Source organism: Brevibacterium sediminis, assembly GCF_024895295.1.
GTDB classification, from domain to species: domain Bacteria; phylum Actinomycetota; class Actinomycetes; order Actinomycetales; family Brevibacteriaceae; genus Brevibacterium; species Brevibacterium sediminis.
The window spans coordinates 343,026-367,428 of sequence record NZ_JAHQRN010000005.1; the positions used below are offsets into that span (position 1 = coordinate 343,026).

Sequence of the window (24,403 nt, forward strand, 5' to 3'; positions counted from 1 at the left end):
CCATCCCGACCTCGCACCACACAGACCTTGCCCCACGGACAGAAGGACACGGACATGCAGGACTACATCTTCACTCTCGAATGCGCCGAGCGCCCCGGAATCACGCATGCCGTGACCGGTGCCCTGCTCACCCACGGCGGAGACATCAAGGAACTCAAACAGTTCGATGACCAGTCGACTCAGCAGTTGTTCCTGCGCATCGACTTCAGCGTCTCCGACGAGCCCGGCAATGGTGTCGAGGCTCTGCGGACCGACTTCGAAGCGATCGGCGAGGAGTTCGGCGCGACCTGGCAGCTGTGGCCGCAGGGGGAGAAGCGGCGGGTGCTCATCATGGTCTCGAAGTTCGAGCACTGCCTCAACGACCTGCTCTTCCGCGCCCGGGTCGGCGAACTGCCGATCGAGATCGCCGCGGTCGTCTCGAACCACCCCGACCACCGTGAGCTCGTCGAATGGCACCACATTCCCTTCTTCCGGATCCCGGTGACGAAGGAGACGAAGCCCGAGGCCGAGGCGAAGCTGCTCGAACTCGTCGACCGCTTCGAGGTCGACCTCGTGGTGCTCGCCCGTTATATGCAGATCCTCTCCGACGACCTCGCGCGCGAACTCACCGGACGCGCCATCAACATCCACCACTCGTTCCTGCCGTCGTTCAAGGGTGCGAAGCCCTACCACCAGGCATGGGAACGCGGAGTCAAGACCGTCGGGGCGACCGCGCACTTCGTCAACAGCGAACTCGACGAGGGCCCGATCATCGCTCAGCAGCTCGTCGAGGTCGATCACGCCTTCACCCCCGAAGACCTCGTGGCCGCCGGCCGCGATGCCGAGTGCAAGGCGCTGTCCAATGCCGTGAAGTGGCACTGCGACGGCCGTGTGTTCCTCTCGGGCAAGAGGACTATCGTCCTGCGCTAGTACCTCTTTCGCGCCGACCGCTCAGGTTTCCGTCGCTGTACCGCGTTATGCGGCGAGCGGTCGACGGCAACCTGGGCGGTCGGCGTTTTGGGGAACTGTCAGCGGGCGTGGTTGATCTGGACGTGCTTGGTCCGGGAGAAGTCGTTGAGCGCATAGATCGACAGGTCACGCCCGTAGCCCGAGCCCTTGAAGCCGCCCCACGGCACTTCGGCGGCCAGCGCCAGGTGGGAGTTGACCCACACGGTGCCGAAGTCGAGGCGGCGTGGCACATCGAGGCTGCGCGCGGCATTCGTCGTCCACACCGAGGCGGCCAGGCCGTAGGGGACTTCGTTGGCTCGGGTGATCGCCTCGTCCTCTGACTCGAAGGTCTCGATCGTCACGACGGGACCGAAGATCTCCTCCTGAGAGGCCTCCGAGCCGGCCGCCACATCGGCGAGGACCGTCGGGGCGACGAAGTAGCCTGGGCCCTCCACCGGCCCACCGCCGACGACTGGCCGGGCGCCAGCGGCAATCGCGCGGTCGAGGAAGCCGGTCACCCGTTCGAAGTGCGTCTGCGAGACCAGCGGTCCGAGCTCGACTTCGGCACCTCCTCGGGGATCGCCGACGACATAGGTCGAGACCTCCTCGGCGAGAAGGCGTGTGAACTCCTCGGCCACCGAGGACTCGACGAGCACTCGCGTTCCGGCACCGCACTCCTGACCGGAATTCCAGAACCCCGCGGTGCGCACACCTTCGGCGGCGGCCTGCAGGTCGGCATCGGCGAAGACTACCACCGGGGCCTTGCCGCCGAGCTCGAGATGCACCCGTTTGAGGCTCTCGCCGGCGCTCGTGGCCACGGCCTTCCCGCTGCCGACGCTGCCGGTCAGCGCCACGAGGTCGATATCGGGGTGGCTCGACAGGCGCGCTCCGACGCTGGGCCCGAGACCGAGGACGATGTTGAGGACACCGGCGGGCAGGAGATCGGCGATGAGTTCGGCGAGCTTGAGTGCCGTCAGCGGAGTCTGCTCCGAGGGTTTGAGAACCATCGTGTTTCCCGCGGCGAGCACCGGGCCGATCTTCCACGCGGCCATGAGCAGCGGATAGTTCCAGGGCACGACCACTCCGACGACGCCGACGGGTTCACGCAGGATGATCGAGGTATGGTCCTCGACGTAGTCGCCCGAGCCCATCTCGGTGAAGGCCCGAGACGCACCCGCTGCGAAGCGGAACGTGTCCGCGGCCATCGAGATGTCATCCTCGGAGACCGCATACGGCTTGCCGGCATTGAGTGATTCGAGTCGGATGAGCACATCGGCGTTGTCCTCGATGCGGTCTGCGATGGCCAGCAGGACATCGGCACGGGATTTCGGGGTCAGCGTCCGCCACCCGTCCAAAGATCGGCGTGCGGCAGCCACCGCGGAATCGACGTCGGCGGTCGACCCCTCGGCCACCTCGGCGATGATCGCCTCATCGGCAGGGTTGACCAGGGTCGTCGTCGAGGATGACGCGCCGGGCCCGGTGAACGCCCCGTCGATGAAATGGGTGAGCGGGGGCAGCTCGGAGTCGGCGACGAGGGGAGCGGTCGAGGTGCTGCGGACAATTGGGTCGGTGGATGTGGCGGGCATTCTGAGCCTCCGCTTCGTTGGTTCGGCAGATGGGGGTCCATTCGCACTGATGATTGGATGTGATCACATTATTACGTGATTCGTGTAACATGCAATCACATCGACGGGAATTTCAGCCGTCGTCGCCGCGGGCCGCACGCGTCAGCGCTCACACACGACCACGAACACGGAGCTGTGCTCATGGACTTCACCACTCGATTGCAGGAGATCGCCAATACGATGTGGATGCCGGTCATCGGCCTCGCCATCGTCATGGGTCTCTACTTCACGATCCGCACGAAGGTACTCCAGATCCGCCTTTTCCCGCAGATGCTGCGCGAGCTCAAAGGCGACGGCAGCACCGCCCCCGGCGGGCTCACCCCCTTCCAGGCGCTCGCCCTGACCATCGGCAACCGGGTGGGAGTCGGCAATATCGCCGGCGTCGCCACTGCCGTCGGCTGGGGCGGACCCGGCGCCCTGTTCTGGATGGGGGTGATGGCCTTCTGCGGAGGTGCGACCGCATTCATCGAATCGACGCTCGCCCAGATCTACAAGGAACGCGTCGACAGCGAACTCAAGGGCGGCGTGCCCTACTACCTGTACAAGGTGTTCCAGAAGCGGTGGCTCGGCATGACCGCCGCGGTCATCGCGCTCATCCTCTACACCCTCCTGGCGCCCGGCATCCAGTCCAACAGCATCGCCGTGAGCTTCGAGTACGCCTTCGGCATCCCCGGCTGGGTCACCGGCCTCTTCGTCACCGCAATCCTCGGAATCATCATCTGGGGCGGTCGCGAACGCATCGTGCGCGTCGTCAACATCATCGTCCCGATCATGGCCGTCGGCTACATCGGCGGGGCGATCATCGTCCTGCTCGTCAATGTCACCGAACTGCCCGGCGCCATCGGACTCATCATCTCCTCGGCCTTCGGTGCCGACCAGGTCTTCGGCGGCATCGTCGGCGCCGCAATCTCCTGGGGCGTGCGCCGCGCCCTGTTCTCCAATGTCGCAGGCGTCGGCGAAGGCACCTACGCCGCCGGTGCCGCCGAGGTCAGCCACCCGGCCAAGCAGGGGCTCGTCCAGACCTTCTCGATCTACATCGACACCCTGACCGTCTGCATGCTCACGGGATTGATGATGGTCGTCACCGGGCAGTACAACGTCATCACCGAGGATGGCCGCGAGCTGCTCGTCAACCTCCCCGGCGTCGAGGCCGGCACGAACTTCACCCAAGCCGCCGTCGACACCGTGGCCACCGGATTCGGGTCACCGTTCATCGCGATCTCGGTGGCGATGTTCGCGATCACGACCATCGTCGCCTTCTACTTCATCGCCGATACGAACCTGTCGTTCATCGTCGGCGAGGGCGACCGAATCTACATCCGCGTCCTCGAATGCGCCCTGCTGGCCGTGTGCTTCATCAGCTGCGTCGTCGACGCCGGAGCTGTCTGGGCCGTCGGCGACATGGGGTACGCGACCCTGGGTGTCATCAACTTCCTCGCCCTCATCGCGCTCTCCGGAATCGCGCTGAAGACGCTCAAGGACTTCGACACCCAGCGCAGGCAGGGGCGGAATCCTGTCTTCGATCCCGTGAAGCTGGGGATCAAGCACGCGAACTTCTGGGAGGAGATGCACGCCGAGGCGACCGTGACCTCCCGTGCGTCCGCACCGTCCCGTACTGCCGACCCATCCAGGGCTGGGACCTCGACCGACACCGATCCGAAGGATGGCACACCATGACGATCATCGCCGCATTCCCGCACGGGAAGAGAGACCGTTCCGCTCTCCACCTGGCCGCGTTCATCGCCCGCTCCTACGGGGAGGACCTGCGCATCGTCAGCGTGGTTCCCGAGGCCGGGCGGGGGTCGATCCCCTCGGGCAGCGACCTGCAGTTCGCGGCTTGGGCGAAGAAGCGCTCCCGGCAGGCGGTGCGCGAGGCCGAGGCTGCGGCGGCCCAGATCTGCCCCGATCTGATCACCGAGGCGGTGGCGGTGGAGAACCGTTCCCGGGCGAAGGGCCTCCTCGCCGAGGCGGCCGCCTACCGGGCCACGATGATCGTCCTCGGGTCCGGCACCGAGGGGACCCGCGGGCGGATCCGCGTGAGCTCGACCTCTGACCGTCTCCTCCATTCCTCTCCGGTGCCGGTGGCGCTCGCGCCCAAGGGGTTCGTCGCACCGGAGCGGCTAACGCGCGTGACCTGTTCGTTCCGCCCCGACTTGGAAGCCCGGGCGGTGCTCGAAGCGACTGTCGAATTCGCGCACGCCACCTGCGGACGTCTGCGGATCGCGACCTTCGGCGTCAGCGGCCGGACCGTTCCGCCGGAGTCCGTCGAAGAGGAATCGGTGCGCCGGGCGCTCGTCGCCGAGCTGAAGGCAGCTCAGGCCGAAGCGATCGACGGTCTCGACGAGACCGAACACGGGGAGGGCTCTGCGGGGGAGTCCATCGCCGAGGCGGTCGGAATCGGCAAGGACTGGAAGGCGGCTCTGGCTGCGATCGAGTGGGAGCCCGGCGAACTGCTCGTCTTCGGGTCCTCGTCGGAGGGACGGCGCTCCCGGGTCTTCCTCGGAACGAATGCCGCCCGCATCATCCGGCACTCCCCGGTGCCCGTGCTCGTGACACCGTGAGGAAAGTGATCGACCGATGCTCGGTCAGGGCCGCCTGGGCGTGGATAGACTGTCGACTATGAGCGAGACCCAGACCGAGATCGGCCCGCGCATCGGCGACCAGGTGTTCGAAGCGCTGCAGGCGAGCATCCTCTCCGGCGAGTATCGCAGCGGAGATCGACTGCGGATCCGCCAGCTCGCGGCATCCCTGGGTACGAGCGTCATGCCCGTGAGGGAGTCGCTGGCCCGGCTCGAGGAGGTCGGACTCGTCGAGACCAGCCCGCACCGGGGGGCCGTGGTCAAGGAATTCACCGCCGAGGAGCTGCTGCAGATCTATTCGGTGCGTCGCATCCTCGAGGTCGAAGCGACGGTCCAGGGCGCGCAGAAGCTCGATGCGGCAGGACGGGCACGACTCGATGAGGAGTTCGCGGCGATGGAGGCGGCGCTCGACTCCGGCGATGCCTCAGAGTATCTCGACCACGACGAAGAGCTGCTCTCGACGATCTATTCCGCCTCGGGCAATCCCGTCCTCGTCGAGACGATCCGGACCCTGTGGCTGCGCTGCCGGGCTTACAAACTCGTCGGTGCCAGGCGGGAGATCGCGGCCGACGCCAAGGCGCCGCTGCTCAAGCACCAGCGCCGACTCATGGACGCCGTCGACGCCGGCGATCCGGGGGCAGCCGCCGAGGTGACCGAGGAGTCCTTCGACGACGCCGTCCGCCGCATCCGTGCCGGATTGGGCGCTTGAAGGGCCGGCAAGTGCGGGCCTGAAGAAACTCCTGAAATCGGATGTGATCAAACACTTGCGGAAGAATGTGATCACATCCTATTCTGTGTGCAGTTGATCTGCGTGAAGGTGCGCGGACGCTCAGAGTAGAGAGGGGGTGCTCCCCATGAAAGATGCCGTCATCGTCGGCGGCGGACTCGCCGGACTGTCAGCAGCATGGCGACTGCGCAATTGGGATGTGACGCTGCTGGAATCGGGTTCCCGAGTCGGCGGTCGGATCCGTTCGGAGAACCGCGGACGCTATTTCCTCAACTGGGGCGGACACATGTTCGCCGGAGGCAAGACAGCGACGAATTCCCTTATCACCGAGACACAGACCCGCTCGTCGGAGATCCCCGGATCGCTGTCTGCGGTGTCGATGAACGGCAAGCTGCTCATTGACGGACCCGTCCAGTCGTATCCGTTCCGGATCCCGATGTCGTTGAAGGACCGCGCATCGATGATCAAGGCCGGGGTCAAGGTCTCCGCCGACGTCCTCCGCTACGCCAACGCCGTGCGACTGCGCCCGAACGAGAGCTCGGAGATGCGTCAGCAGAGGATCTACGACTTCGAGAACGATCGATCCTTCGCCGACTACATCGGGGAACTGTCCGAAGACGCCGAGGCGATGTTCCGGCCCACGATCACCCGCTCGGCAGCCGACCCCGATGAACTCGCCGCCGGTGCCGGCATCGGCTACTTCAGCCTCGTGTGGAACATCGGGCAGGGTCTCAACCGCAGCATCGGCGGCGGGCCGTCCAACCTCGTCGAGTCGATCGCGGCTCCGCTGCAGGAGAACATCCAGCTGGATGCGAAAGTCTACGAGATCGTCCATAAGAAGGACCATGTCGTCGTCCGCTATCGGCAGGACGACATCGACCATGAGATCGAAGCGCTCTCTGTCGTCCTCGCCACTCCGGCGACCGTGGCCCATAAGATCGCCGTCGATCTGCAGGAGGACAAGCGGGAGGCCCTCGGAAAGATCGTCTACGGACCCTATGTGTCCGCGGCCTTCCTCACCAACGAGACCGAACCTCAGCCCTGGGACCGGGCCTACGGGATCGCCACGCCGAAGCGCTCGTTCAACGTGGTGATGAACCAGGGCAACATCGTCCGCGGCACGGAATCGGAGCGTCAGCCGGGCGGAAGCATCATGACCTTCTCTCCGGCGAGCCTCGCCAGGAAGCTGCTCGACCAGGACGACAAGGACATCCTCGACACCTACATCGGCGACCTTGACGAGGTCCTGCCCGGTTTCGCCGGCATCGTCGAAGAAGCCCAGGTGCAGCGGTGGCGCACCGGCGCACCGTACTGCTTTCCGGGCCGAGGGAAGCTGCAGCCGACGCTGAACAAACTCTCCGGCCGGGTTTTCCTCGCCGGCGATTACATGGGCACCTTGTACACGGAGACCGCCATCAGCTCCGGCTTCACCGCCGCGCAAGAAGCCGCGAACATTCTCGTCACTGCGCGCCAGACCCGCAGACACCACCCCGTCCAGCATCCCAACGAGAACGAACCGCCTCGACATGAGGCGACCACCCAGACCACCGCATCACAGACAACCCCTGCATCTCAGGCCATTACGGAGGCATCATGACCACTCAGCTGCGCGGCGTCCTCACCGCACTGACCACCCCCTTCGACGCCGAGGAGAACATCGACTACGACGCACTCGGGCGCGTCGTCGACCGTTCGGTCGACGGCGGAGTCGACGGCCTCGTCGTCGGCGGCTCGACCGCAGAATTCGCCACCATGACCGGCGAGGAGCGGCAGACCATGCTCGAATTCGTCATCGAGCGCACAGCCGGGCGCGTGCCGATCGTCGCGCAGACGGGAGCCACCTCGACACGGGAAGCCATCCGCCACTCCCAGGCGGCGCAGGCAGCCGGAGCCGACGTCCTCATGATCGTCACACCCTATTACGAGCCCCTGACGCCGGCCGAGACGGTCGACTACATCAAGGCCGTCGCCGCGGCCGTGGACATCGACGTCATGCTCTACAACATCCCCGCGGCCACCGGCGTCAACCTCGACCCCGACACCGTGAGGCAGCTCGCCGAGAATGTCGCGAACATCCGCTTCATCAAGGACTCGAGCGCGAACTGGGAGCAGGCACTTCAGCTCATCCACCACCACAGCGACGTCATCTCTACCTTCATCGGCTGGGACAGTTACATCTACTCCGGTCTCGTCGAGGGAGCGGCCGGAATGGTCGCGGGGGCCGCGAACGTCCTGCCGTCCGAGATCGTGTCGGTGTCGACGAAGATCGCTGACGGCGACCTCCACGGGGCCCGCGACGAGTGGCAGCGGCTCTACCCGGTCATCGACGCGATGATCTCAGAATCGTTCATCCAGGCGGTCAAGACCGGCCTCGAGCTGCGCGGCGTCCCCGTCGGTTCACCGAGGCGGCCCCTGGCCGACACCGATCCCGACGCCCGGGAACGGATCAAGGCGGCACTGGCCACCCTCGGCAGCTGAGCACAGGCGCCGACCGCTCAACTCGGCGTCGAGCTCTCGCTCCGGATTCAGCCACTGATGCCGACCGCTCACGTTGCCGTCGCTGTACCGAGTTATGTGGTGTGCGCTCGACGGTAACTCGAGCGATCGGCGAAGCTCAACTACGGCTGCGAGTGATCAGCGCAGAGTGGAGTTCCTCCGGCAGCTTGACGACCTCGAGGCTGCGTTTGCGGCCGAAGTCGAAGCCGAACCGTGCATGCAGACGGTCGAGATGCTCGGCGACCCGTTGCGAATAGTCAGGGTCGAAAGCATCTGCCGCGATCGCGATGATGAACAGGCCAGTGCCCGGACTCTCCTGTCCCGAGTCGAAGGCAGGTGCGTCGACGGAGAAACGGCCCCCGCCGTGGACGGCGAGGAGTTCGATCATGAGAGCGACATTGCTGCCCTTGACCCCGCCGAATGGCAGCAGGGAACCGGCGAGGGCGGCCTCGGCATCGTTCGTGGCCGCTCCGTCGGGTGCGAGTGCCCATCCGTCGGGGATCGTCTCTCCTCGATCGGCGGCGTCGCGGACGTTGACCCACGCGGTAGCGCTGGTCGCCTGATCGAACATCCGCGGGCCATCGGAATGGGGAACGGCGAACGAGAACGGGTTCGTTCCGGTCGCCGATCCCGGTGCGCCGAACAGCGACATCAGCGCCGGTGAGTTGGCCCCTGCAAACGCCACCAGGCCTCGTTCGGCCAGTCGCGTCGTAAAGTAGCCGAGCTCTCCGGCGGTGAAAGCGTTGGCGATGTTGAGGACGGAGATGCCGAGCGTTGCGGCCGCCTCGGCGAAGTCGTCGAAGGCTGCATCGAAGGCGAGCTGCGCGGTGCCGCGGTCGGCATCGACGTGGTGTGCTGCGGGCAATTGGTTCGTCATCTTCGGCTGCGCCTGCCCGTTGATGCGGCCGGCCTCGAGCCCATCGAGATAATCGCCGAGATGCGCCGTGCCTACAGCAGTCTTGCCCCGTCGCTCGGCCGCCACTGTCGCGTCCGCCAGAGACTGCGACAGCGCGGGTGACCCGCCGGCCGCGGTGATCGCTGCGATGCACAATTCACGCAGTTCGGGAATCGTCAGGGACACGGTCGAGGAATCAGAAGTCTCCGGCATGCCCATCACGCTACCGGACGCCGACCGCTGCTCGTCTCAGAGGTCGCCGGAGTCCGGAGTGAGATCGGATTGGGAGCTCAGCGCCTCGGCGATGGCCTTCGCCTCCCGGCGCAGCAGAGCGACGAGGCGTTCGACCCGGGAACCGGTGACACGGTCGGCGATCGAGGCGATCGACAGGGCCGCACGCGGTCGGGAGCCGCGGATGCGCAGCGGAACCGCGACCGCCCACGACCCCTTGGCGAAGAGCCCCGGATTGTGGACGAAGCCGTCGATGCGGGCCTGATCGATGATGTCGCGCAGGTGCGGAACGGAAACCTTCGGATACCTCTCGGCGAGGATCTCGGCGTTGGCCTCGAACTGGGCGTCCACCTCGGCGGGGGAGAGCTCGGAGAGGATCGCCAGCGATCCGGCGCCGATGCCCAGCGGGTGGCGGTCGCCCACGGACAGGGCGTTGTTGAAGATCTCACCGAAACCTTCCTCGCGGCGGGCGCAGATCGAATAGCTGCCCGTGCGCAGGGTAAGGAAGACGGTGTCCTGACTGAGTTCGGCCAAGCGCATCAGACTCGACTCGGACTCCGTGACCAGGGGGTCCACCGATTTCTGGGCCAGCTGACCGAGGATCTGCGACTGCACGCCGAGGCGGTACCCGCCCTCTTCGAGGCGTTCGACGTAGCCCATGGCGATGAGCGCCTGGAGCATGCGGTGGACGCTGGCCTTCGGGCGGCCGCTGATCGAAGCGAGCTCGGACAGGCTCGCGCCCTCGCGCCGCTCCCCGGCGATGAGCCCGACGAGGTTGAGCAGGGTCAGCGCGCGTTGGATGCTCTGAGCGCCGGTGCCCGGTTCGAGGCTGTCGACGGCGTGGGCGACATTGAACGAAGCGGACCGACGCAGCAGCCGACCGCGCATCTTGATGCGATATTCCTCGCGGAGGTCCTCATTCGAATCGGCGGCATCGTGCATGACTCCATTATGGCCCGTCGCCGGAACCGGTGCCCGGGGGTGGTGCGCGCGGCCGCCGAAGCGCACACTTGGACCACCGCACCCACTTCGGGGCGCGTTCTGACAGGAGCGACCATGTCCGCGACCTACACCTTCGATGTCTTCATGAGCCTCGACGGGTTCGCCTCGATCATCCCCGAAGGCGACTGGGGAGGTTACTGGGGCAAACAGGGCCCCGAACTGCTCGACCACCGGCTGCGAACCTACAGAGACGACTGCCGTTTGGTCCTCGGCGCGACCACGTTCCGCGAATTCGCCGCCATGCTCGCCGCCGCTGACGAGTTCCCCGATGTGCTCGACCCCTGGGTGACGGCCATGAGACAGAGCCCGACCACAGTCGTCTCGACCACTCTGGACGAGCCGCTCGATTGGCCCGACGCCACCATTGCCCGTGGCGATGCCGCCGATGTGGTCGCTGCGCTGAAGGACGAATCAGATGTGCCGATCCGCTCACACGGATCCCTGTCGATGAACAGAGCGCTCATGGCCGCCGGACTCGTCGACCGAGTTCAAGTCACCGTCTACCCCGTCATCACAGGTCAGACCGGGGCCCAGCCGGTCTTCGCCGGAGCCGCGGATTTCGACCTCGACCTCCTCGAATCGACGCTGCTCGACGGAAGCATTCACGAACTCGTCTACCGACCGAGACTGCACACCCGGGCCGACTGACACCGCACCGATCCCCCACTGCCGCCTGCGACGAGTCGAGGGCCGCCTCGGCGAGCTGACCTGGGACGATCCACCTTCCCTGGAAAACGCCCCGGGGTCCGGGGTCCATTTGTGGTCGACTCACAATCGAGCGCCGTGAAGTCTGGGCCGACTCACGAAGCATCCTCACTGTGGCCTGCACCACACTCGAACTGCACCCCGAAGCAATGACGCAACAGTGAGGACATCATGTACGACTACATCGTGGTAGGCGCAGGATCGGCCGGATGTGTGCTGGCCGCTCGGCTGAGCGAAGATCCCGACGTCAAGGTCGCGCTCATCGAAGCCGGAGCCGCCGACACCGCCGACGAGATCCACATCCCAGCCGCATTCAGCACCCTGTTCAAGAGCCAGTGGGACTGGGACCTCGACACCGAACCGGAACCCGAACTCCACCGCCGCCGCGCCTACCTTCCCCGCGGCAAGATGCTCGGCGGATCGAGCTCGATGAACGCGATGATCTACATCCGCGGCAACCGCGCCGACTACGACCAGTGGGCCGCCGACGGTGCCACCGGCTGGTCCTATGACGACGTCCTTCCCTACTTCCGGAAAGCCGAATCCAATGAGCGCGGGGCAGACGACTTCCACGGAGCCGACGGCCCACTGACCGTCTCCGAATCCCGGTCGATGAACCCTCTGTGCGACGCCTGGGTCGACGGTGCCGTCGAAGCCGGATTCGACCACAACGAGGACTTCAACTCCGGTGAACAGCTCGGCGTCGGCCGCTTCCAAGTCACCCAACGCGACGGCATGCGCTGCAGCACCGCCGTCGCCTACCTCCACCCCGTGGCGGAGCGGAAGAACCTCACCGTCATCACCGACGCCCACGCCCGCAAGGTGCTCATCGAGGGCAGCCGTGCCGTCGGCGTCGAGATCGAACGCTACGGCGAGATCGAACAGATCCGCGCGAACCGTGAGGTCGTGCTCTCGGCCGGTGCCTACGGCTCCGCCCACCTCCTCCTGCTCTCCGGCGTCGGCCCGGCCGCCCAGCTCGACGCCTTCGGCATCGAGAAGGTCGCCGACCTGCCCGTCGGTGAGCGCATGCAGGACCACTACATGGTCATGCTCAACTACACGACTGACCTCGAAACGCTCAAGACCGCCGTCTCCCCGGCCAACGCCGAACTGCTGCAGACCGCCGGCCGCGGCCCGCTGACCTCGAACATCGGCGAAGCCGGCGGCTTCTTCGAAACCCGAGAAGGGCTGAATGGTCCCGATGTGCAGTTCCACTCCACACCCTGCCTCTTCGCCGAGGAGGGGCTCGGCGCCCAGACGGTCCAAGGACTGGCCGCCGGTCCCTGCGTCCTCAAACCCACGAGCACCGGAACGCTCACCCTGCGCTCGCCCGACCCGAAGGTCGCACCCCGGATCCTCCACAACTACCTCGGATCCGAAGAGGACAAGCAGAGCATCCTCGCCGGACTGCGCATCGCGCTGGACATCGCCTCCCAGCCGGCGATGCAGGCCGTCATCAAGGACGACTTCATCGTCCCCGAGGGCTTCAGCGACGAGGAGCTGCTCGACTTCGCCCGGCAGGTCGGACAGACGCTCTACCACCCGACCTCGACCTGCTCGATCGGCCACGTCGTCGACCCCGAGCTCAAGGTCATCGGCGTCGACGGACTGCGCGTCGCCGACGCCTCGGTGATGCCCACCGTCGTGCGCGGCAATACGAACGCCCCGACGATCATGATCGGCGAGAAGGCCGCCGACCTCATCGCCGAATCCCGCACCACCGCCACTCGCACCGCGAAGCCCACCACCGCCACCGAGGCGGCCACCCCCATCACACAGAAAGACGAGGTTCCGGCATGACCGAGATTCCCACCTACCGAATGTTCATCGACGGCCGATGGATCGACACCGCCGAGAAACACGCGATCACGTCACCGGCCACCGGGCAGACCGCCGCCCGAGTCGCCTTCGGTGGAGTCGAGCATGCCGATGCCGCGGTCGCCGCTGCCGTTGCCGCTCACGAAGAGGGCACGTGGCGGAACATGACGCCTGACCAGCGCGCGGACATCCTCGACCGGATCGCCGCGAGCATGGAGGCCAAGGCCGAGCGGCTGTCCGCCCTGGCGACCGCCGAGAACGGGGTCACCGTGCGCACCGCCGGCGCCTTCCACATCGGCCTCGGCGTGGCGAACCTGCGCGTCTTCGCGGGCATGGCCCGCGGCTTCACCCCCGAACAGGACAATCCGCTGGCACCGGCCACCGGCGATGCTCGAGCGACCATCCGCCGCGAACCCATCGGAGTCTGCGCCGGCATCGTGCCCTTCAACTTCCCCCTCGTCCTCGCCGGATGTAAGCTCGGACCGGCCCTGGCGGCAGGCAACACCTTCGTGCTCAAAGCCGACGAGAACACCCCGCTCACCCTGCTCGAACTCGCCCGGTCCGCCGAAGAGGCGGGCTTGCCGCCCGGTGTCCTCAACATCATCACCGGCCCCGGCGAGACTGTCGGAGCCCGGCTCGCCGAACACCCGGACGTCCGCAAGATCGGCTTCACCGGATCCACCGAGGTCGGCAAGAGCGTCCAACGCGCAGCCGCCGACAACCTCAAGAAGGTGACCCTCGAACTCGGCGGCAAGGGCCCGAACATCATCCTCGACGATGCGGACCTCGACGCCGCGATCGACGGTTCGATCTTCGCCTTCCTCATGTACTCCGGGCAGGTGTGCGAATCCGGCACCCGACTGCTCGTGCCCAATTCGCGCAAGGACGAGATCGTCGACCGCCTCATCACCCGCTTGCAGGATGTGACGATCGGCGATCCGACCGATCCCGCCTCGGACATGGGCCCGGTCGCCTCCCAGGACCAGAAGGCCAGGGTCGAACGCTACCTGGCGATCGCCGCCGAGGAGGGGGCGACGCTGGCCTACCGCGGGGCCCTTCCCGAGGGGGAGATGTTCGAGACCGGGGCCTGGGTGCCGCCGATCGTTTTCACCGATGTCACCAACGACATGCGCATCGCCCGCGAGGAGGTGTTCGGTCCGGTCCTCGTCGTCATCGGCTACGACGATGAAGCCGAGGCGATCGCGATCGCCAACGACAGTGAATACGGACTCTCCGCCGGAGTCTGGGGCTCATCCGAGCGTGCCCGGGCTGTTGCGAACGCCCTCGAGGCCGGCACCGTGTGGGTCAACGACTGGCACGCGGGCTTCCCGTTCAACCCGTTCGGCGGGTACAAGCAGAGCGGCATCGGCCGGGAGCTCGGTCCCGACGCCCTGGCCGAATACACCCAGGTCAAGGCGGTCCAGGAGAGCCTCGACGCCGACTGGGCCAAGCACGGCTACGCTCTCGTGCTGCCGGCGCCGGCCGAGGTTCCGGTTCCGGCCTGACCATCCGACGTCAGGTCCTGAGGATCCGACGTCGGTTCGTGAGGTCATCGATCCCCACGCCGAGGCGACTCTCCCGTTCCGGGGATGGGCCGCCTCGGCGCGGGGATCGTTCAATTCGAGATCGGGACGTTTCCGCGCGCGGTGAGCATGCGGATGGCGATGATCGTCTCCTGCAGGTCGGTGAAGCTGCGGACGTTGCGGCCGGTGCGGTCGGCTGCGGTGTCGAGTCGGTAGTACGCGGTGTTCACGTGGACATGGAGGTGCTCGGCGGCGAGTTTGGCGTTGAGGTCACACGCCGCGTATTCGAGCAGCGTTTCGATGAGGACACCGCCGGCGGCGAGATCGTCCTCGACGAAGCGGCGCAGTTCGGGGCGGATGAGGCGGTGGGCGACCTTATCGTCGAGGGTGACGAGGTAGTCGAGCGGAGCGAGGGCATGCAGCGACCTCACTCCCGGCACACCGTTGAGACTCTCCTGGGCGAGCACAGCCTCGCGGTACGCCTCGGGCACACGGTCGAGCCCCTCGTGGACGGTGGAGGTGCCCACGCACAGGTCGGTGCCGTGGCGGGACAGCTCCCGGTGGACACGTTCGAGATCGGCCAGGGTGGTCGTGCCGTCGGAGGTCACCGGGGTGATGCCGACGATCTGATCCTGGAGGACCACGGCGATGCCGCGACGGCCGACGTCGAAGACCGAGCGCAGGGCGGTGATGACCTCCCGCATCCCTCGATCATCTCGCAACGGAGTCTGCGAGGTGGCCGTGGCGACGAGCACGCGCGAATCCGGGCGGAGGTCGGACACCTCGGCGAGGTCCGCGCTCGGCCCCGGTGCCAAGCGGCGACCGGAGAGCAGATCGTCGACGAGGTCACGGCGGACCCGGTCGCCCTCAGCCATCTCAAGCTGCTGGGTCTCAAGGAAAGCGACGGCCCCGACGGAGCTGCCGACCTCGATGACGCTCATGACGTGGATGGCGATGTGCAGCGCCTCGTCGCGGGTCTCCTGTTCGGAATCCGAGGCATCGACGATCGCCTCCCACAGAGTCTCCTGCCCGATCCGGAAACCGGTGAGGAAGTCCGGCAGGGTCACTCCCTGCCGCAGTCGCCGCCGGGCTTGGGAAGCGGTGATCGGGAAGTCCTCGGCGGTCGCGCGGCGGCCCTCCTCCAAGGGGGTGAGCGCGGCTTCGAAGACGGTGAACGTGTGTGCGGTGAGATCCTCGGCGAGATTCTTGTCCGGGCTGGCCGGATAAGCGGGCACTTCCCGCCAGGTGCGGCTGACCGAACGTTGGACCGTGGCCGGCAGCGTTGCTCGGACACGGTCGACGATGCGCAGGACGAGTGGATTGGCGACCATGGCAGAAGCTTACGGGCATCCTTGTCGTCCGACCACAATCGATGACCCGTGTTTCTGTTGCGCATCCTGTTGCCCGAGGTCGCCGGCAACGGCAGAGTGGGCACCATAGAGCCGGACGGCGGGAACCGAACGGGAGTCGGACACGTCCGCTCAGTCGACTCTTCTCCTGTGCTGGGGCCACAACCAGTGGTGGTCCCAGCGCCAGCACCGAGCCGATCAACGACGAACGAATCAAGCCTGGAGGAAGACATGACCAACCTCGCCGACAATCTCACCGCCACCGCGAGCCGGCACGGGCAGCGACCTGCCGTCCGCCTCGGCGATTCCGTGCTGACGTATGCGCAGCTGCAGGACCAGGCGCAGCGGGTGGCGACGATGCTCAAGGACAGGGGAATCGGGCCCGGCGACCGCGTCGGACTCGTCCTGCCCAACGTTCTCGAATTCCCCGTCCTCTTCTACGGTGCACTGTCCGTCGGCGCGATCGTCGTGCCGATGAACCCGCTGCTCAAGGACCGTGAGGTGCAGTACTACCTCGAAGATTCCGGGGCTCAGATCGTCTTCGCGTGGAAGGATATGGCGGGCGAGGCCGGGAAGGCGGCGGCCGCGGTCGGCATCGAATGCGTGCGCGTCGACCCCGCCGATTTCGCCGATCAGCTGGCCGTCTTCGACCCGACGCCTGAGGTGGTGTCCCGAGCCGACGACGACACCGTCGTGCTCCTCTACACCTCCGGCACCACCGGACAGCCGAAGGGCGCGGAACTCACCCACTTCAATATGATGACGAACGCGGCCGTGACCGCCGAGACCCTCACCTTCCTCACCGAGGACGATATGGTCATGGGCTGCCTGCCGCTGTTCCACTGCTTCGGCCTGACCTGCGGACTCAACGCCTCTGTGCTCAGCGGATCCTGCCTCGCCCTCATCCCGCGCTTCGACCCGATCGAGGCCCTCGAGACCATTCAGGAAGCGAAGGTCAGCATCTTCATCGGTGTGCCGACGATGTACGCGCGCATGCTCAACGCCGAGGGGCGGGAGAACTTCGACGTCTCCAGCCTGCGCTCATGCATCTCCGGCGGATCGGCGATGCCGGTCGAGGTGATGAAGAACTTCGAATCCGCTTTCGACTGCATCATCCTCGAAGGCTACGGGCTATCCGAGACCTCACCGGTCGCCTGTTTCAACCAGCCGGGCATGGAACGCAAGACCGGCACCATCGGCGTGCCCGTGCGTGGAGTCGAGATGAAGCTCGTCGACGATGACGACAACGACGTTCCCGTCGGTGAGATCGGCGAGATCGCCATCAAGGGCGAACCCGTGATGAAGGGGTACTGGGGTCGGCCGGAGGCGACAGAGGTGGCCATCCGCGACGGATGGTTCCACTCCGGCGACCTCGCCGAGCAGGACGAGGACGGCTATTACACGATCGTCGACCGGAAGAAGGACCTCATCATCCGCGGCGGCTACAACGTCTATCCGCGTGAGGTCGAGGAAGCGCTCTACGAGCACGAAGCCGTCGCCGAGGCGGCTGTGATCGGCATCGCGAATGACGACCTCGGTGAGGAGATCGGGGCCGCCGTCGCCCTCAAGGCCGGCAGCAGCGTCGACGCCGAAGCGCTGCGTGAGTTCGCGAAGGACCGCGTCGCCGCATATAAGTACCCGCGCAATGTGTGGATCGTCGACGAGCTGCCCAAAGGCCCGACCGGCAAGATCCTCCGCCGCGAGATCTCGGCACCGGAGGACGCATGAGCGGTGTGCACGAGCCAGCACATGTGCCCTCGAAACACTGAGTCCTGTTCCTGGTGAGCGAATACAGTGCAGTCGGCGTAGAGTGCGGTTGATGAATGCTGAGTCTTCGCCAGATGATCACTTCCAGAGACTTCTCAGTGATTCCGAGAGAAGGCGTGAGTGGGTTCGAGCCTGGGCTCAGGCCGTGGGGGCTGGTGTTGATGATGCGAGGTTCGACACGCTTTGGGCTGACTTCTGCTCATTGTGCGACCAGGGCAACATTGCAACTTCGAACCGCATTCGTGTATCGCCGTCTCAATCCGTTCTTCTGATCACTGCCTTCAATGACAATCAACTGAACTCTGAGTTGGTGGGCATAGATCTCTCTGAACATGTCTGCGTCAGAAGATCGAAATGGGAGAAATCTGATTACGAAAATGCCATGACTATATTCGAGGGAATCGAAGACGACCATATTTATGAAGTTCGCGAATCGATCGATGACGCTGGTGATATTCGGATTGAAGCAATGATCTCTGCTGAAGCTGAGGAGACTATTCGAGACCGCATAAGTGGTCTGCCAGAAGGGCTTGTTGCGGTTTCCTGCAACTACGATCAAACCTGAACTGAGCTCACCTTTCGAGCCATCTGACCTGAACGGGATCCGATCACAGATCCACGATGCGGAACGTAGGCCTTGCAGTGCGGGGGCCGCCTCGGCGAATTGGGTCCTAGAATCGAGGAGCCCGGACGCAGACAGCTGCTCGGGATCGAACATCGGCCCATGGGCGATGTTCGACAGATGATCCGAAGTGGAGGTGAGACGTGGCAGAGACCGTCCTCGATATCGCTGATGTGACATTCCGACGTGGGCAGACGCAGATCCTCCATGGCATCGATCTGCGCATCGCCGCCGGCGAGCACTGGGTGCTCATCGGACCGAACGGGGCGGGGAAGTCGACCCTGCTGAGCTTCGCTTCGGCGCAGGTGTTCCCGACCTCGGGCACCGTCGACATCCTCGGATCACGGATGGGCCGAGTCGAACTCGCGGCCCTGCGCCGCCTCATCGGACACGTCAACCCGCGCCATCCGCTGCGGTCGAACCTCACCGTCCGCGAAGTCGTCCTCACCGGGCTGACCGGCACCGTCGAACGACCCATGCGGTGGGAGCCCTCACCCGAGGATGTCGTGAAGGCCGATGCCCAGATCGCCGAGGTGGGTCTGGGCTCCCGCGCTGACGCCGGGTGGAAGGTGCTGTCACAGGGGGAGCGAGGCCGTGCGCTCGTCGCCCGGTCGCTCATCGCCGAACCTCAGCTGCTGCTCTTCGACGAGCCGACCACAGGCCTCGACGTGGCCGCCCGCGAACAGCTGCTCGAGACCATCGACGCCCTGTCGGTGCGTTCGCCGGAGTTGTCGACGCTGCTGGTCACCCACCATCTCGAGGAGATTCCCGAGACGACGACGCATGCCGCGCTCATCTCCGACGGTCGGCTGACCGCCGCCGGTCCCATCGCCGAGGTGCTCACCTCCGAGCAGGTCTCTGCCGCCTTCGACCACCCGATCGAGGTGGGTTTCGCCGACCGCCGCTGGTCGGCCCGCGCAGTCCGGTCCGGTGCGGTGCTCGGCTGACGAACTGCGTCCGTGCTGAGGATCGGCTGGGACGATCACCGCGCGCATTGCACGGCTGTGCACTCGGGCCTAGGCTTGAGGCATGAAGATGAGTACCGTGTGGAGCATCATCGGCGCGATCATCGCCATCATCATCGCATGGTGGGTGGTCAACGTCGCGTTCTCCATTGCGTGGTTCCTCGTCAAGGCCATCATCACCGTCGTCGTGGCGCTCGCGATCTTCGGCCTCATCAAGGCCTCGCTGAAGTCCAAGGACCGCGACCGAACGCGCTGACTTCCGGCCTTCGACCGCGCTGACTGCGCCTCAGAGATCGCCGAGGCTTGTATTTGCCCCGCAGAGGACGACGCAGACCTTCTCTCCTTCGGCCGGCACATAGCCGACACCGCGGACTCCCGCCAATGCCGTCGCTGCCGCATGTTCGACCGCCAGCCGGTGTTCGTCCCACAGCCGCTGCCGTGCTTCGATGATCGCGTTGTCGCCGACCAGCACCGAGGTGACCAGATCCGACCGTGCCGCCTCCAACGCCAGCGGTGTGGCGCGCCTGGCGCCGAGTGAATCTGCCGCCACCGAATCGACCGTGACGTCGACCGGCTCGTCCGCCTCAATCGCTGCATTCAGCGCTCGGCAGTTCTCCGGCTCAACCGCGACAGTGCGCACTCCGTGATGAGTTGCCGCAGTCGCGACGCCGGCGAACAGTCCGCCTCCGCCGACGGAGACGACGACAGTGTCGAGGTCGGGCACCTGCGCCAGGATCTCGGTCATCAGCGTGCCTGCACCGGCCGCGATGAGCGGGTGGTCGTAGGCGTGCGAGGCCAGCGCCCCCGATGAGACGACGAAATCCTGGCAGGCGGCGGCCGCCTCGGCGAATTCGGAACCGACCAACTCCACTCGCGCGCCATACGAACGCAGCCGTTCGACCTTCACGCTCGGCGCGGTGGTCGGCAGGAAGACGGTCGCCGGTACACCGGCGGCACGGGCGGCCCATGCGCAGGCGAGTCCGGCGTTCCCGCCCGAGGCGATCGTCACTCCCGCCTCGGGGAAGGTGCCTTCGGCAAGGTGAGCCTGGATGAAGTTCTGCGCACCGCGGGCCTTGAACGTGCCGGTGTGCTGCATGAACTCGAGGGCGAAGACGTGTCCTTCCTCGTCGGCCGGGGCCACGGTCACCGGGCGCACACGGCCTGCGATCCGTGCAGCGGCGGCTTCGATGTTGGGATACGTCAGCTCAGTCATCTCATCAGCCTATGCGAGAGCTGCTGAGGGGTGCGCCGCCTCGGTGGATTGTTGGGTCGATCCACGGCGTTTCAGGCGGAGGAATCACCGTGGATCGACCAGTAAATCGAAGTGCAGGTGACGAACCGGGGGTTCGCGGCAGCCTCAGTGATGCTTCGTCAGGCCGAGGTCGTTGCCCTTCGTCTCCTTGACGAGGCTGACGCCGATGAGCGAGATGATGCACACGATGATCATGTAGATCGCGATCGAGATCGATTTTCCGGTCTCGGCGAGCAGGGTCTCGGCGATGGTCGGGGCGAAGGCACCACCGAGGATCGCGCCGAGCGCGTAGCCGATCGAGACGCCCGAGTAGCGGACCTCGACAGGGAACATCTCTGCGTACATCGCCGACATCGGGCCATACGACAGGCCCATGCCGACGGTGAGGACGAAGATGCCGATGCCGTACATCCAGATGTTCGCCATATCGATCATGAGGAAGGTCGGGATGAGCCAGACGATGAGCAGGACGTACCCGATCTGGAAGGTCCGCACGCGACCGAGCTTGTCCGACAGCGCACCTCCCCACATCGTGAAGACCAGCCAGCCGAAGCTCGCGAGCGTCGTCGCCAACAGCACGGGTGCACGGTCGAGGCCAACCGATCCGCCCTCGGCGATGGGGCGTGAGGCGTAGGCGGCGAAGAACGCGATGATCATGTAGCCCACGGCGTTGTTGCCGATGAAGATGAGCGCGGAGAGGACGACTTCCTTCGTGTTCTTCTTGAACAGGGTGCCCAGCGGAGCCGAGGATTCGGCCTTGCGCTCGGCGAGCTCGGCGAAGACCGGGGACTCCTCGACCTGCCGGCGGATGTAATAGCCGACGAAGACGAGGACGACTGAGAAGAGGAACGGGATCCTCCATCCGAAGCTCGCGAACTGTTCGGCGGAGAGGACCGTGGTGAGCACCCAGATCACACCGGTGGCCAGGATCATGCCGACCGGCACACCGATCTGCGGGTACGCACCGAAGATGCCGCGCTTGGAGATCGGAGCATGCTCGACCGACAGCAGCGCGGCCCCACCCCATTCGCCGCCGGCGGAGAAGCCCTGGAGGATCCGCAGCAGGGTGAGCAGGATCGGGGCACCGACTCCGATCATCGCGTAGTTCGGGAGCAGACCGATGAGCGAGGTCGCGGCCCCCATGAGGATGAGTGTGAGCACGAGCATCTTCTTGCGTCCGATCCGATCGCCGAGGTGGCCGGCGATGATCGCGCCCAGCGGTCGGAAGAGGAACGAGATGCCCAGAGATGCCCACGCCATGATCTGGCCGAGTGCCGGATTGTCCGCGGCCAAAGGGCCGAAGTACTGGGCGGAGAGGACGAGGCCGGCGGCCTGAGCGTAGATGAAGAAGTCATACCACTCGATGGTGGTGCCGACGAGGGTGCCCGCGAGAACTTTGCGTTCCTCGCGGGTGGTCGTATGTGGGGTGGCCGGATTCGGAGTGACCGGGCCTGATGCGGTGGCGGACATGAGCGGAACCTTCTGTTGCTGGGCGACTTTGCCGGGTGCCGTCTCCGGAGGCGGTGGTCCTCGACTCTGAGTGATCGCCGGTGCCTCGGGTCTGGCGGCGGACGGATGGACGTCTGCCTCGACTGACTGCCTGGTCAGTAATTGAGAACGATCATAGGTCAGAATGCACCCCCGTGTCACTCGCACATCGACGAAGCGCGCCGAGGATGTGCCGCGGTTCCGTCCGATCGCCTTATGCGAGGCAGCTCATGACAATTACCGACCGATTGGTTAGTATATGTTGAGGAATCGGCAGCGGTGCCGAATGCGGCCGCCGTGGACCGGGAGACGTCGTTTCACCAGGGAGAGCAAAGCATGACCGAAATCCTCAGTTCCTATGTGGCCGGAACCTGGCACACCCCCGGCTCGGCCGACGGTGCCCGGCCCGTCCGCGACGCCGGCACGGGGGAGCTCCTGCACTCGGTGAGCTCGGCCGGAGTCGATTTCTCCGCCGTCGCCGACCACGCCCGGACCACCGGCATCGCCGAACTGCAGAAGCTCACCTTCCACCAGCGCGGTGTGATCCTCAAGAAGCTCGCCACCTACCTCATGGAGCGCACGAAGGACTACCACGAGATCTCCTTCACCACCGGCACCACGAAGCGCGACGCCTTCGTCGACATCGAAGGCGGAATCGGCACACTCTTCACCTACTCCGGCGTCGCCCGCCGCCAGATGCCGAACTCGACCGTCCACCTCGACGGCGGAGTCGAGCGCCTGTCGAAGAACGGCACCTTCGTCGGCCGCCACATCCTCACCTCCCGGCAGGGCCTCGCGCTGCAGATCAACGCCTTCAACTTCCCCGTCTGGGGCATGCTCGAGAAGTTCGGACCGATGTTCGTCGCCGGCGTCCCCGTCGTCGTCAAACCCGCCACCGACACCGCTCACCTGACCCACGCCGTGGTCGCGGATATGATCGAATCCGGTCTGCTCCCTGCCGGTGCTATCCAGCTGGTCACCGGTGACGTCACCCCGCTATTCGACCGCCTCGCCGACCAGGATGCGATCGCGTTCACCGGCTCAGCCAACACCGCCCGCACGCTGTCCGCGCTCGACTGCGTGACCCAGCGCGGCACCCGCTTCTTCGCCGAGGCGGACTCACTCAATTTCTCTCTGCTCGGTCCCGACGCCGCACCCGGAACGGAGGAATTCGACCTCTTCGTCTCCGGCGTCGTCGCCGAGATTACCGTCAAGGCCGGACAGAAGTGCACCGCGATCCGCCGCACCTTCGTCCCCGAAGCCCACGCCGAGGCGGTCGGCGAGGCCATCATCGCGAAGCTTTCCACCCAGGGTGTCGGAGATCCGCGCGAGAAGTCCACCCGCCTGGGCCCCGTGGTCTCTGACAAGCAGCGCACCGACGTTCTCGACGCGGTCGACCAGATCATCGCCGGGGGAGCGCATCTGCTCGCCGGCGGCCGTGAGGAATCCGATCGTCTGGCCGCCGAACACGGCGGAGCCTATGTCGCGGCCACCGTCCTCCAGGCCGATGACGCCTGGTCCGATGCCGTCCACGACATCGAAGCCTTCGGGCCCGTGACCTCGATCATCACCTATTCCGACACCGAGGATGCCGTCCGCCTGGCCGCCCGTGGTCGCGGTTCGCTGGTCGGCTCCGTCGTCACCCACGACCGTGAGTTCGCCACCGAATTCGTCCGCAAGATCGCCCCATGGCACGGCCGCGTGCTCGTCCTCGACCGCGACGATGCCGAAGAGTCGACCGGTCACGGTTCGCCGCTGCCGAACCTCGTCCACGGCGGCCCCGGACGGGCCGGCGGCGGTGAGGAGATGGGCGGACTGCGCGGCGTCGAGCACTTCATGCAGCGCACCGCGATCCAGGCCTCCCCGGACATGCTCACCGCGATCGGCGGGGAATGGGTCAACGGATCGGAGCGCCGCCTCGGCGATCATCCGTTCACGAAGTCGCTGGCGGACCTACGCATCGGTGACACACTCGATTCGGAATGGCGGGAGGTCACGCTCGACGATATCGAGCACTTCGCGAACTTCACCGGGGACACCTTCTACGCCCACATGAACGAGGAGGCGGCCGCCGCGAACCCGTTCTTCCCGGGAAGCGTGGCGCACGGCTACCTCATCGTGTCCTTCGCCGCCGGACTCTTCGTCCAGCCGGACCCGGGCCCGGTGCTCGCGAACTACGGACTCGAAGGGCTCAACTTCATCACGCCTGTCTCCCCAGGTGACAAGCTCAAGGTGACGCTCACCGCCAAGCGCATCACCCCGCGTGAGACCGACGAATACGGTGAGGTCCGCTGGGACGCGCAGGTCGTCAACCAGAACGACGAACCCGTGGCGAACTACGATGTGCTCACCCTGGTGGCCAAGGAGTACTGAGGGCTCGGTTGGGTTGAAGGCCCTGCCGGCCGGACAGGCAGGTAAGAGTCGCCCCGCGC

The 24,403-nt window shown here is 65.9% G+C and carries 20 protein-coding genes; 14 read left to right on the top strand and 6 right to left on the bottom strand.

Annotation, left to right across the window (positions count from 1 at the left end):
- The first annotated feature begins 54 nt into the window (after positions 1-54).
- Positions 55-909: a formyltetrahydrofolate deformylase gene (gene purU / locus KTJ89_RS13800; RefSeq protein ID WP_092009573.1), complete on the top strand. Its 855-nt coding sequence runs from the start codon at positions 55-57 to the stop codon at positions 907-909.
- Between the two features lie 98 nt (positions 910-1,007).
- Here the strand turns inward: purU and KTJ89_RS13805 are convergent, their stop codons facing one another.
- On the bottom strand, positions 1,008-2,513 hold the full coding sequence (locus tag KTJ89_RS13805; RefSeq protein WP_259358117.1) for an aldehyde dehydrogenase family protein: 1,506 nt from the start codon (positions 2,511-2,513) through the stop codon (positions 1,008-1,010).
- Positions 2,514-2,693: 180 nt separating this feature from the next.
- Here KTJ89_RS13805 and KTJ89_RS13810 point away from each other — a divergent pair, with 180 nt between their 5' ends.
- The 5 genes from KTJ89_RS13810 to dapA all read left to right on the top strand — a co-directional run bounded on the left by KTJ89_RS13810 (position 2,694) and on the right by dapA (position 8,336).
- Entirely contained in the window at positions 2,694-4,229 is a 1,536-nt protein-coding gene (locus tag KTJ89_RS13810; protein ID WP_259358118.1) for an alanine/glycine:cation symporter family protein, read from the top strand.
- Complete coding sequence (locus tag KTJ89_RS13815; RefSeq protein WP_259358119.1) at positions 4,226-5,113, top strand: universal stress protein; 888 nt, start codon at positions 4,226-4,228, stop codon at positions 5,111-5,113. Before KTJ89_RS13810 ends, KTJ89_RS13815 begins: the two co-directional genes overlap by 4 nt.
- Before the next feature lie 58 nt (positions 5,114-5,171).
- The gene (locus tag KTJ89_RS13820; protein WP_259358120.1) at positions 5,172-5,840 is read left to right on the top strand and encodes a GntR family transcriptional regulator; all 669 of its coding nucleotides are present in this window, start codon (positions 5,172-5,174) and stop codon (positions 5,838-5,840) included.
- Positions 5,841-5,985: 145 nt separating this feature from the next.
- Complete coding sequence (locus KTJ89_RS13825; RefSeq protein WP_259358121.1) at positions 5,986-7,455, top strand: flavin monoamine oxidase family protein; 1,470 nt, start codon at positions 5,986-5,988, stop codon at positions 7,453-7,455.
- Positions 7,452-8,336 (top strand): 4-hydroxy-tetrahydrodipicolinate synthase, encoded by an 885-nt coding sequence (gene dapA, locus KTJ89_RS13830; RefSeq protein WP_259358122.1) that lies wholly within the window; start codon positions 7,452-7,454, stop codon positions 8,334-8,336. The genes KTJ89_RS13825 and dapA overlap by 4 nt, the downstream gene beginning before the upstream one ends.
- Before the next feature lie 136 nt (positions 8,337-8,472).
- Here the strand turns inward: dapA and KTJ89_RS13835 are convergent, their stop codons facing one another.
- Both KTJ89_RS13835 and KTJ89_RS13840 read right to left on the bottom strand, forming a co-directional pair.
- Positions 8,473-9,462, bottom strand: coding sequence for an Ldh family oxidoreductase (locus tag KTJ89_RS13835; RefSeq protein ID WP_259358123.1), 990 nt, complete (start codon positions 9,460-9,462; stop codon positions 8,473-8,475).
- 36 nt (positions 9,463-9,498) lie between these two features.
- A complete protein-coding gene (locus KTJ89_RS13840; RefSeq protein ID WP_139467731.1) occupies positions 9,499-10,422 on the bottom strand; it encodes an IclR family transcriptional regulator in 924 nt (307 codons plus the stop codon).
- 114 nt (positions 10,423-10,536) lie between these two features.
- On the opposite strand from KTJ89_RS13840, the gene KTJ89_RS13845 reads away from it, so the two are divergent.
- From KTJ89_RS13845 to KTJ89_RS13855, 3 genes are all read left to right on the top strand, one after another.
- Positions 10,537-11,130, top strand: a complete 594-nt coding sequence (locus KTJ89_RS13845) for a dihydrofolate reductase family protein (protein WP_259358124.1) — start codon at positions 10,537-10,539, stop codon at positions 11,128-11,130.
- 228 nt (positions 11,131-11,358) lie between these two features.
- Positions 11,359-12,987 (top strand): GMC family oxidoreductase, encoded by a 1,629-nt coding sequence (locus KTJ89_RS13850; RefSeq protein ID WP_139467733.1) that lies wholly within the window; start codon positions 11,359-11,361, stop codon positions 12,985-12,987.
- Positions 12,984-14,510, top strand: coding sequence for an aldehyde dehydrogenase family protein (locus KTJ89_RS13855; protein ID WP_259358125.1), 1,527 nt, complete (start codon positions 12,984-12,986; stop codon positions 14,508-14,510). The genes KTJ89_RS13850 and KTJ89_RS13855 overlap by 4 nt, the downstream gene beginning before the upstream one ends.
- A gap of 110 nt (positions 14,511-14,620) precedes the next feature.
- Here the strand turns inward: KTJ89_RS13855 and KTJ89_RS13860 are convergent, their stop codons facing one another.
- Positions 14,621-15,859 (bottom strand): PucR family transcriptional regulator, encoded by a 1,239-nt coding sequence (locus tag KTJ89_RS13860; protein ID WP_259358126.1) that lies wholly within the window; start codon positions 15,857-15,859, stop codon positions 14,621-14,623.
- Between the two features lie 249 nt (positions 15,860-16,108).
- Here KTJ89_RS13860 and KTJ89_RS13865 point away from each other — a divergent pair, with 249 nt between their 5' ends.
- The 4 genes from KTJ89_RS13865 (at position 16,109) to KTJ89_RS13880 (ending at position 19,487) form a co-directional block, all read left to right on the top strand.
- Positions 16,109-17,605 (top strand): long-chain-fatty-acid--CoA ligase, encoded by a 1,497-nt coding sequence (locus tag KTJ89_RS13865; RefSeq protein ID WP_259358127.1) that lies wholly within the window; start codon positions 16,109-16,111, stop codon positions 17,603-17,605.
- Between the two features lie 91 nt (positions 17,606-17,696).
- Positions 17,697-18,209, top strand: coding sequence for a hypothetical protein (locus KTJ89_RS13870; protein ID WP_139467737.1), 513 nt, complete (start codon positions 17,697-17,699; stop codon positions 18,207-18,209).
- Positions 18,210-18,409: 200 nt separating this feature from the next.
- Positions 18,410-19,213 (top strand): ABC transporter ATP-binding protein, encoded by an 804-nt coding sequence (locus KTJ89_RS13875; protein ID WP_259358128.1) that lies wholly within the window; start codon positions 18,410-18,412, stop codon positions 19,211-19,213.
- Between the two features lie 82 nt (positions 19,214-19,295).
- Positions 19,296-19,487 (top strand): hypothetical protein, encoded by a 192-nt coding sequence (locus tag KTJ89_RS13880; protein WP_039211572.1) that lies wholly within the window; start codon positions 19,296-19,298, stop codon positions 19,485-19,487.
- Between the two features lie 30 nt (positions 19,488-19,517).
- On the opposite strand, the gene KTJ89_RS13885 is transcribed toward KTJ89_RS13880, so the two are convergent.
- Together KTJ89_RS13885 and KTJ89_RS13890 are read right to left on the bottom strand one after the other, a co-directional pair.
- On the bottom strand, positions 19,518-20,444 hold the full coding sequence (locus KTJ89_RS13885) for a serine/threonine dehydratase (protein ID WP_259358129.1): 927 nt from the start codon (positions 20,442-20,444) through the stop codon (positions 19,518-19,520).
- Between the two features lie 144 nt (positions 20,445-20,588).
- Positions 20,589-21,953 (bottom strand): MFS transporter, encoded by a 1,365-nt coding sequence (locus KTJ89_RS13890; protein ID WP_259358130.1) that lies wholly within the window; start codon positions 21,951-21,953, stop codon positions 20,589-20,591.
- 354 nt (positions 21,954-22,307) lie between these two features.
- On the opposite strand from KTJ89_RS13890, the gene paaZ reads away from it, so the two are divergent.
- Complete coding sequence (paaZ, locus tag KTJ89_RS13895; RefSeq protein WP_259358131.1) at positions 22,308-24,344, top strand: phenylacetic acid degradation bifunctional protein PaaZ; 2,037 nt, start codon at positions 22,308-22,310, stop codon at positions 24,342-24,344.
- Positions 24,345-24,403: the final 59 nt, after the last annotated feature.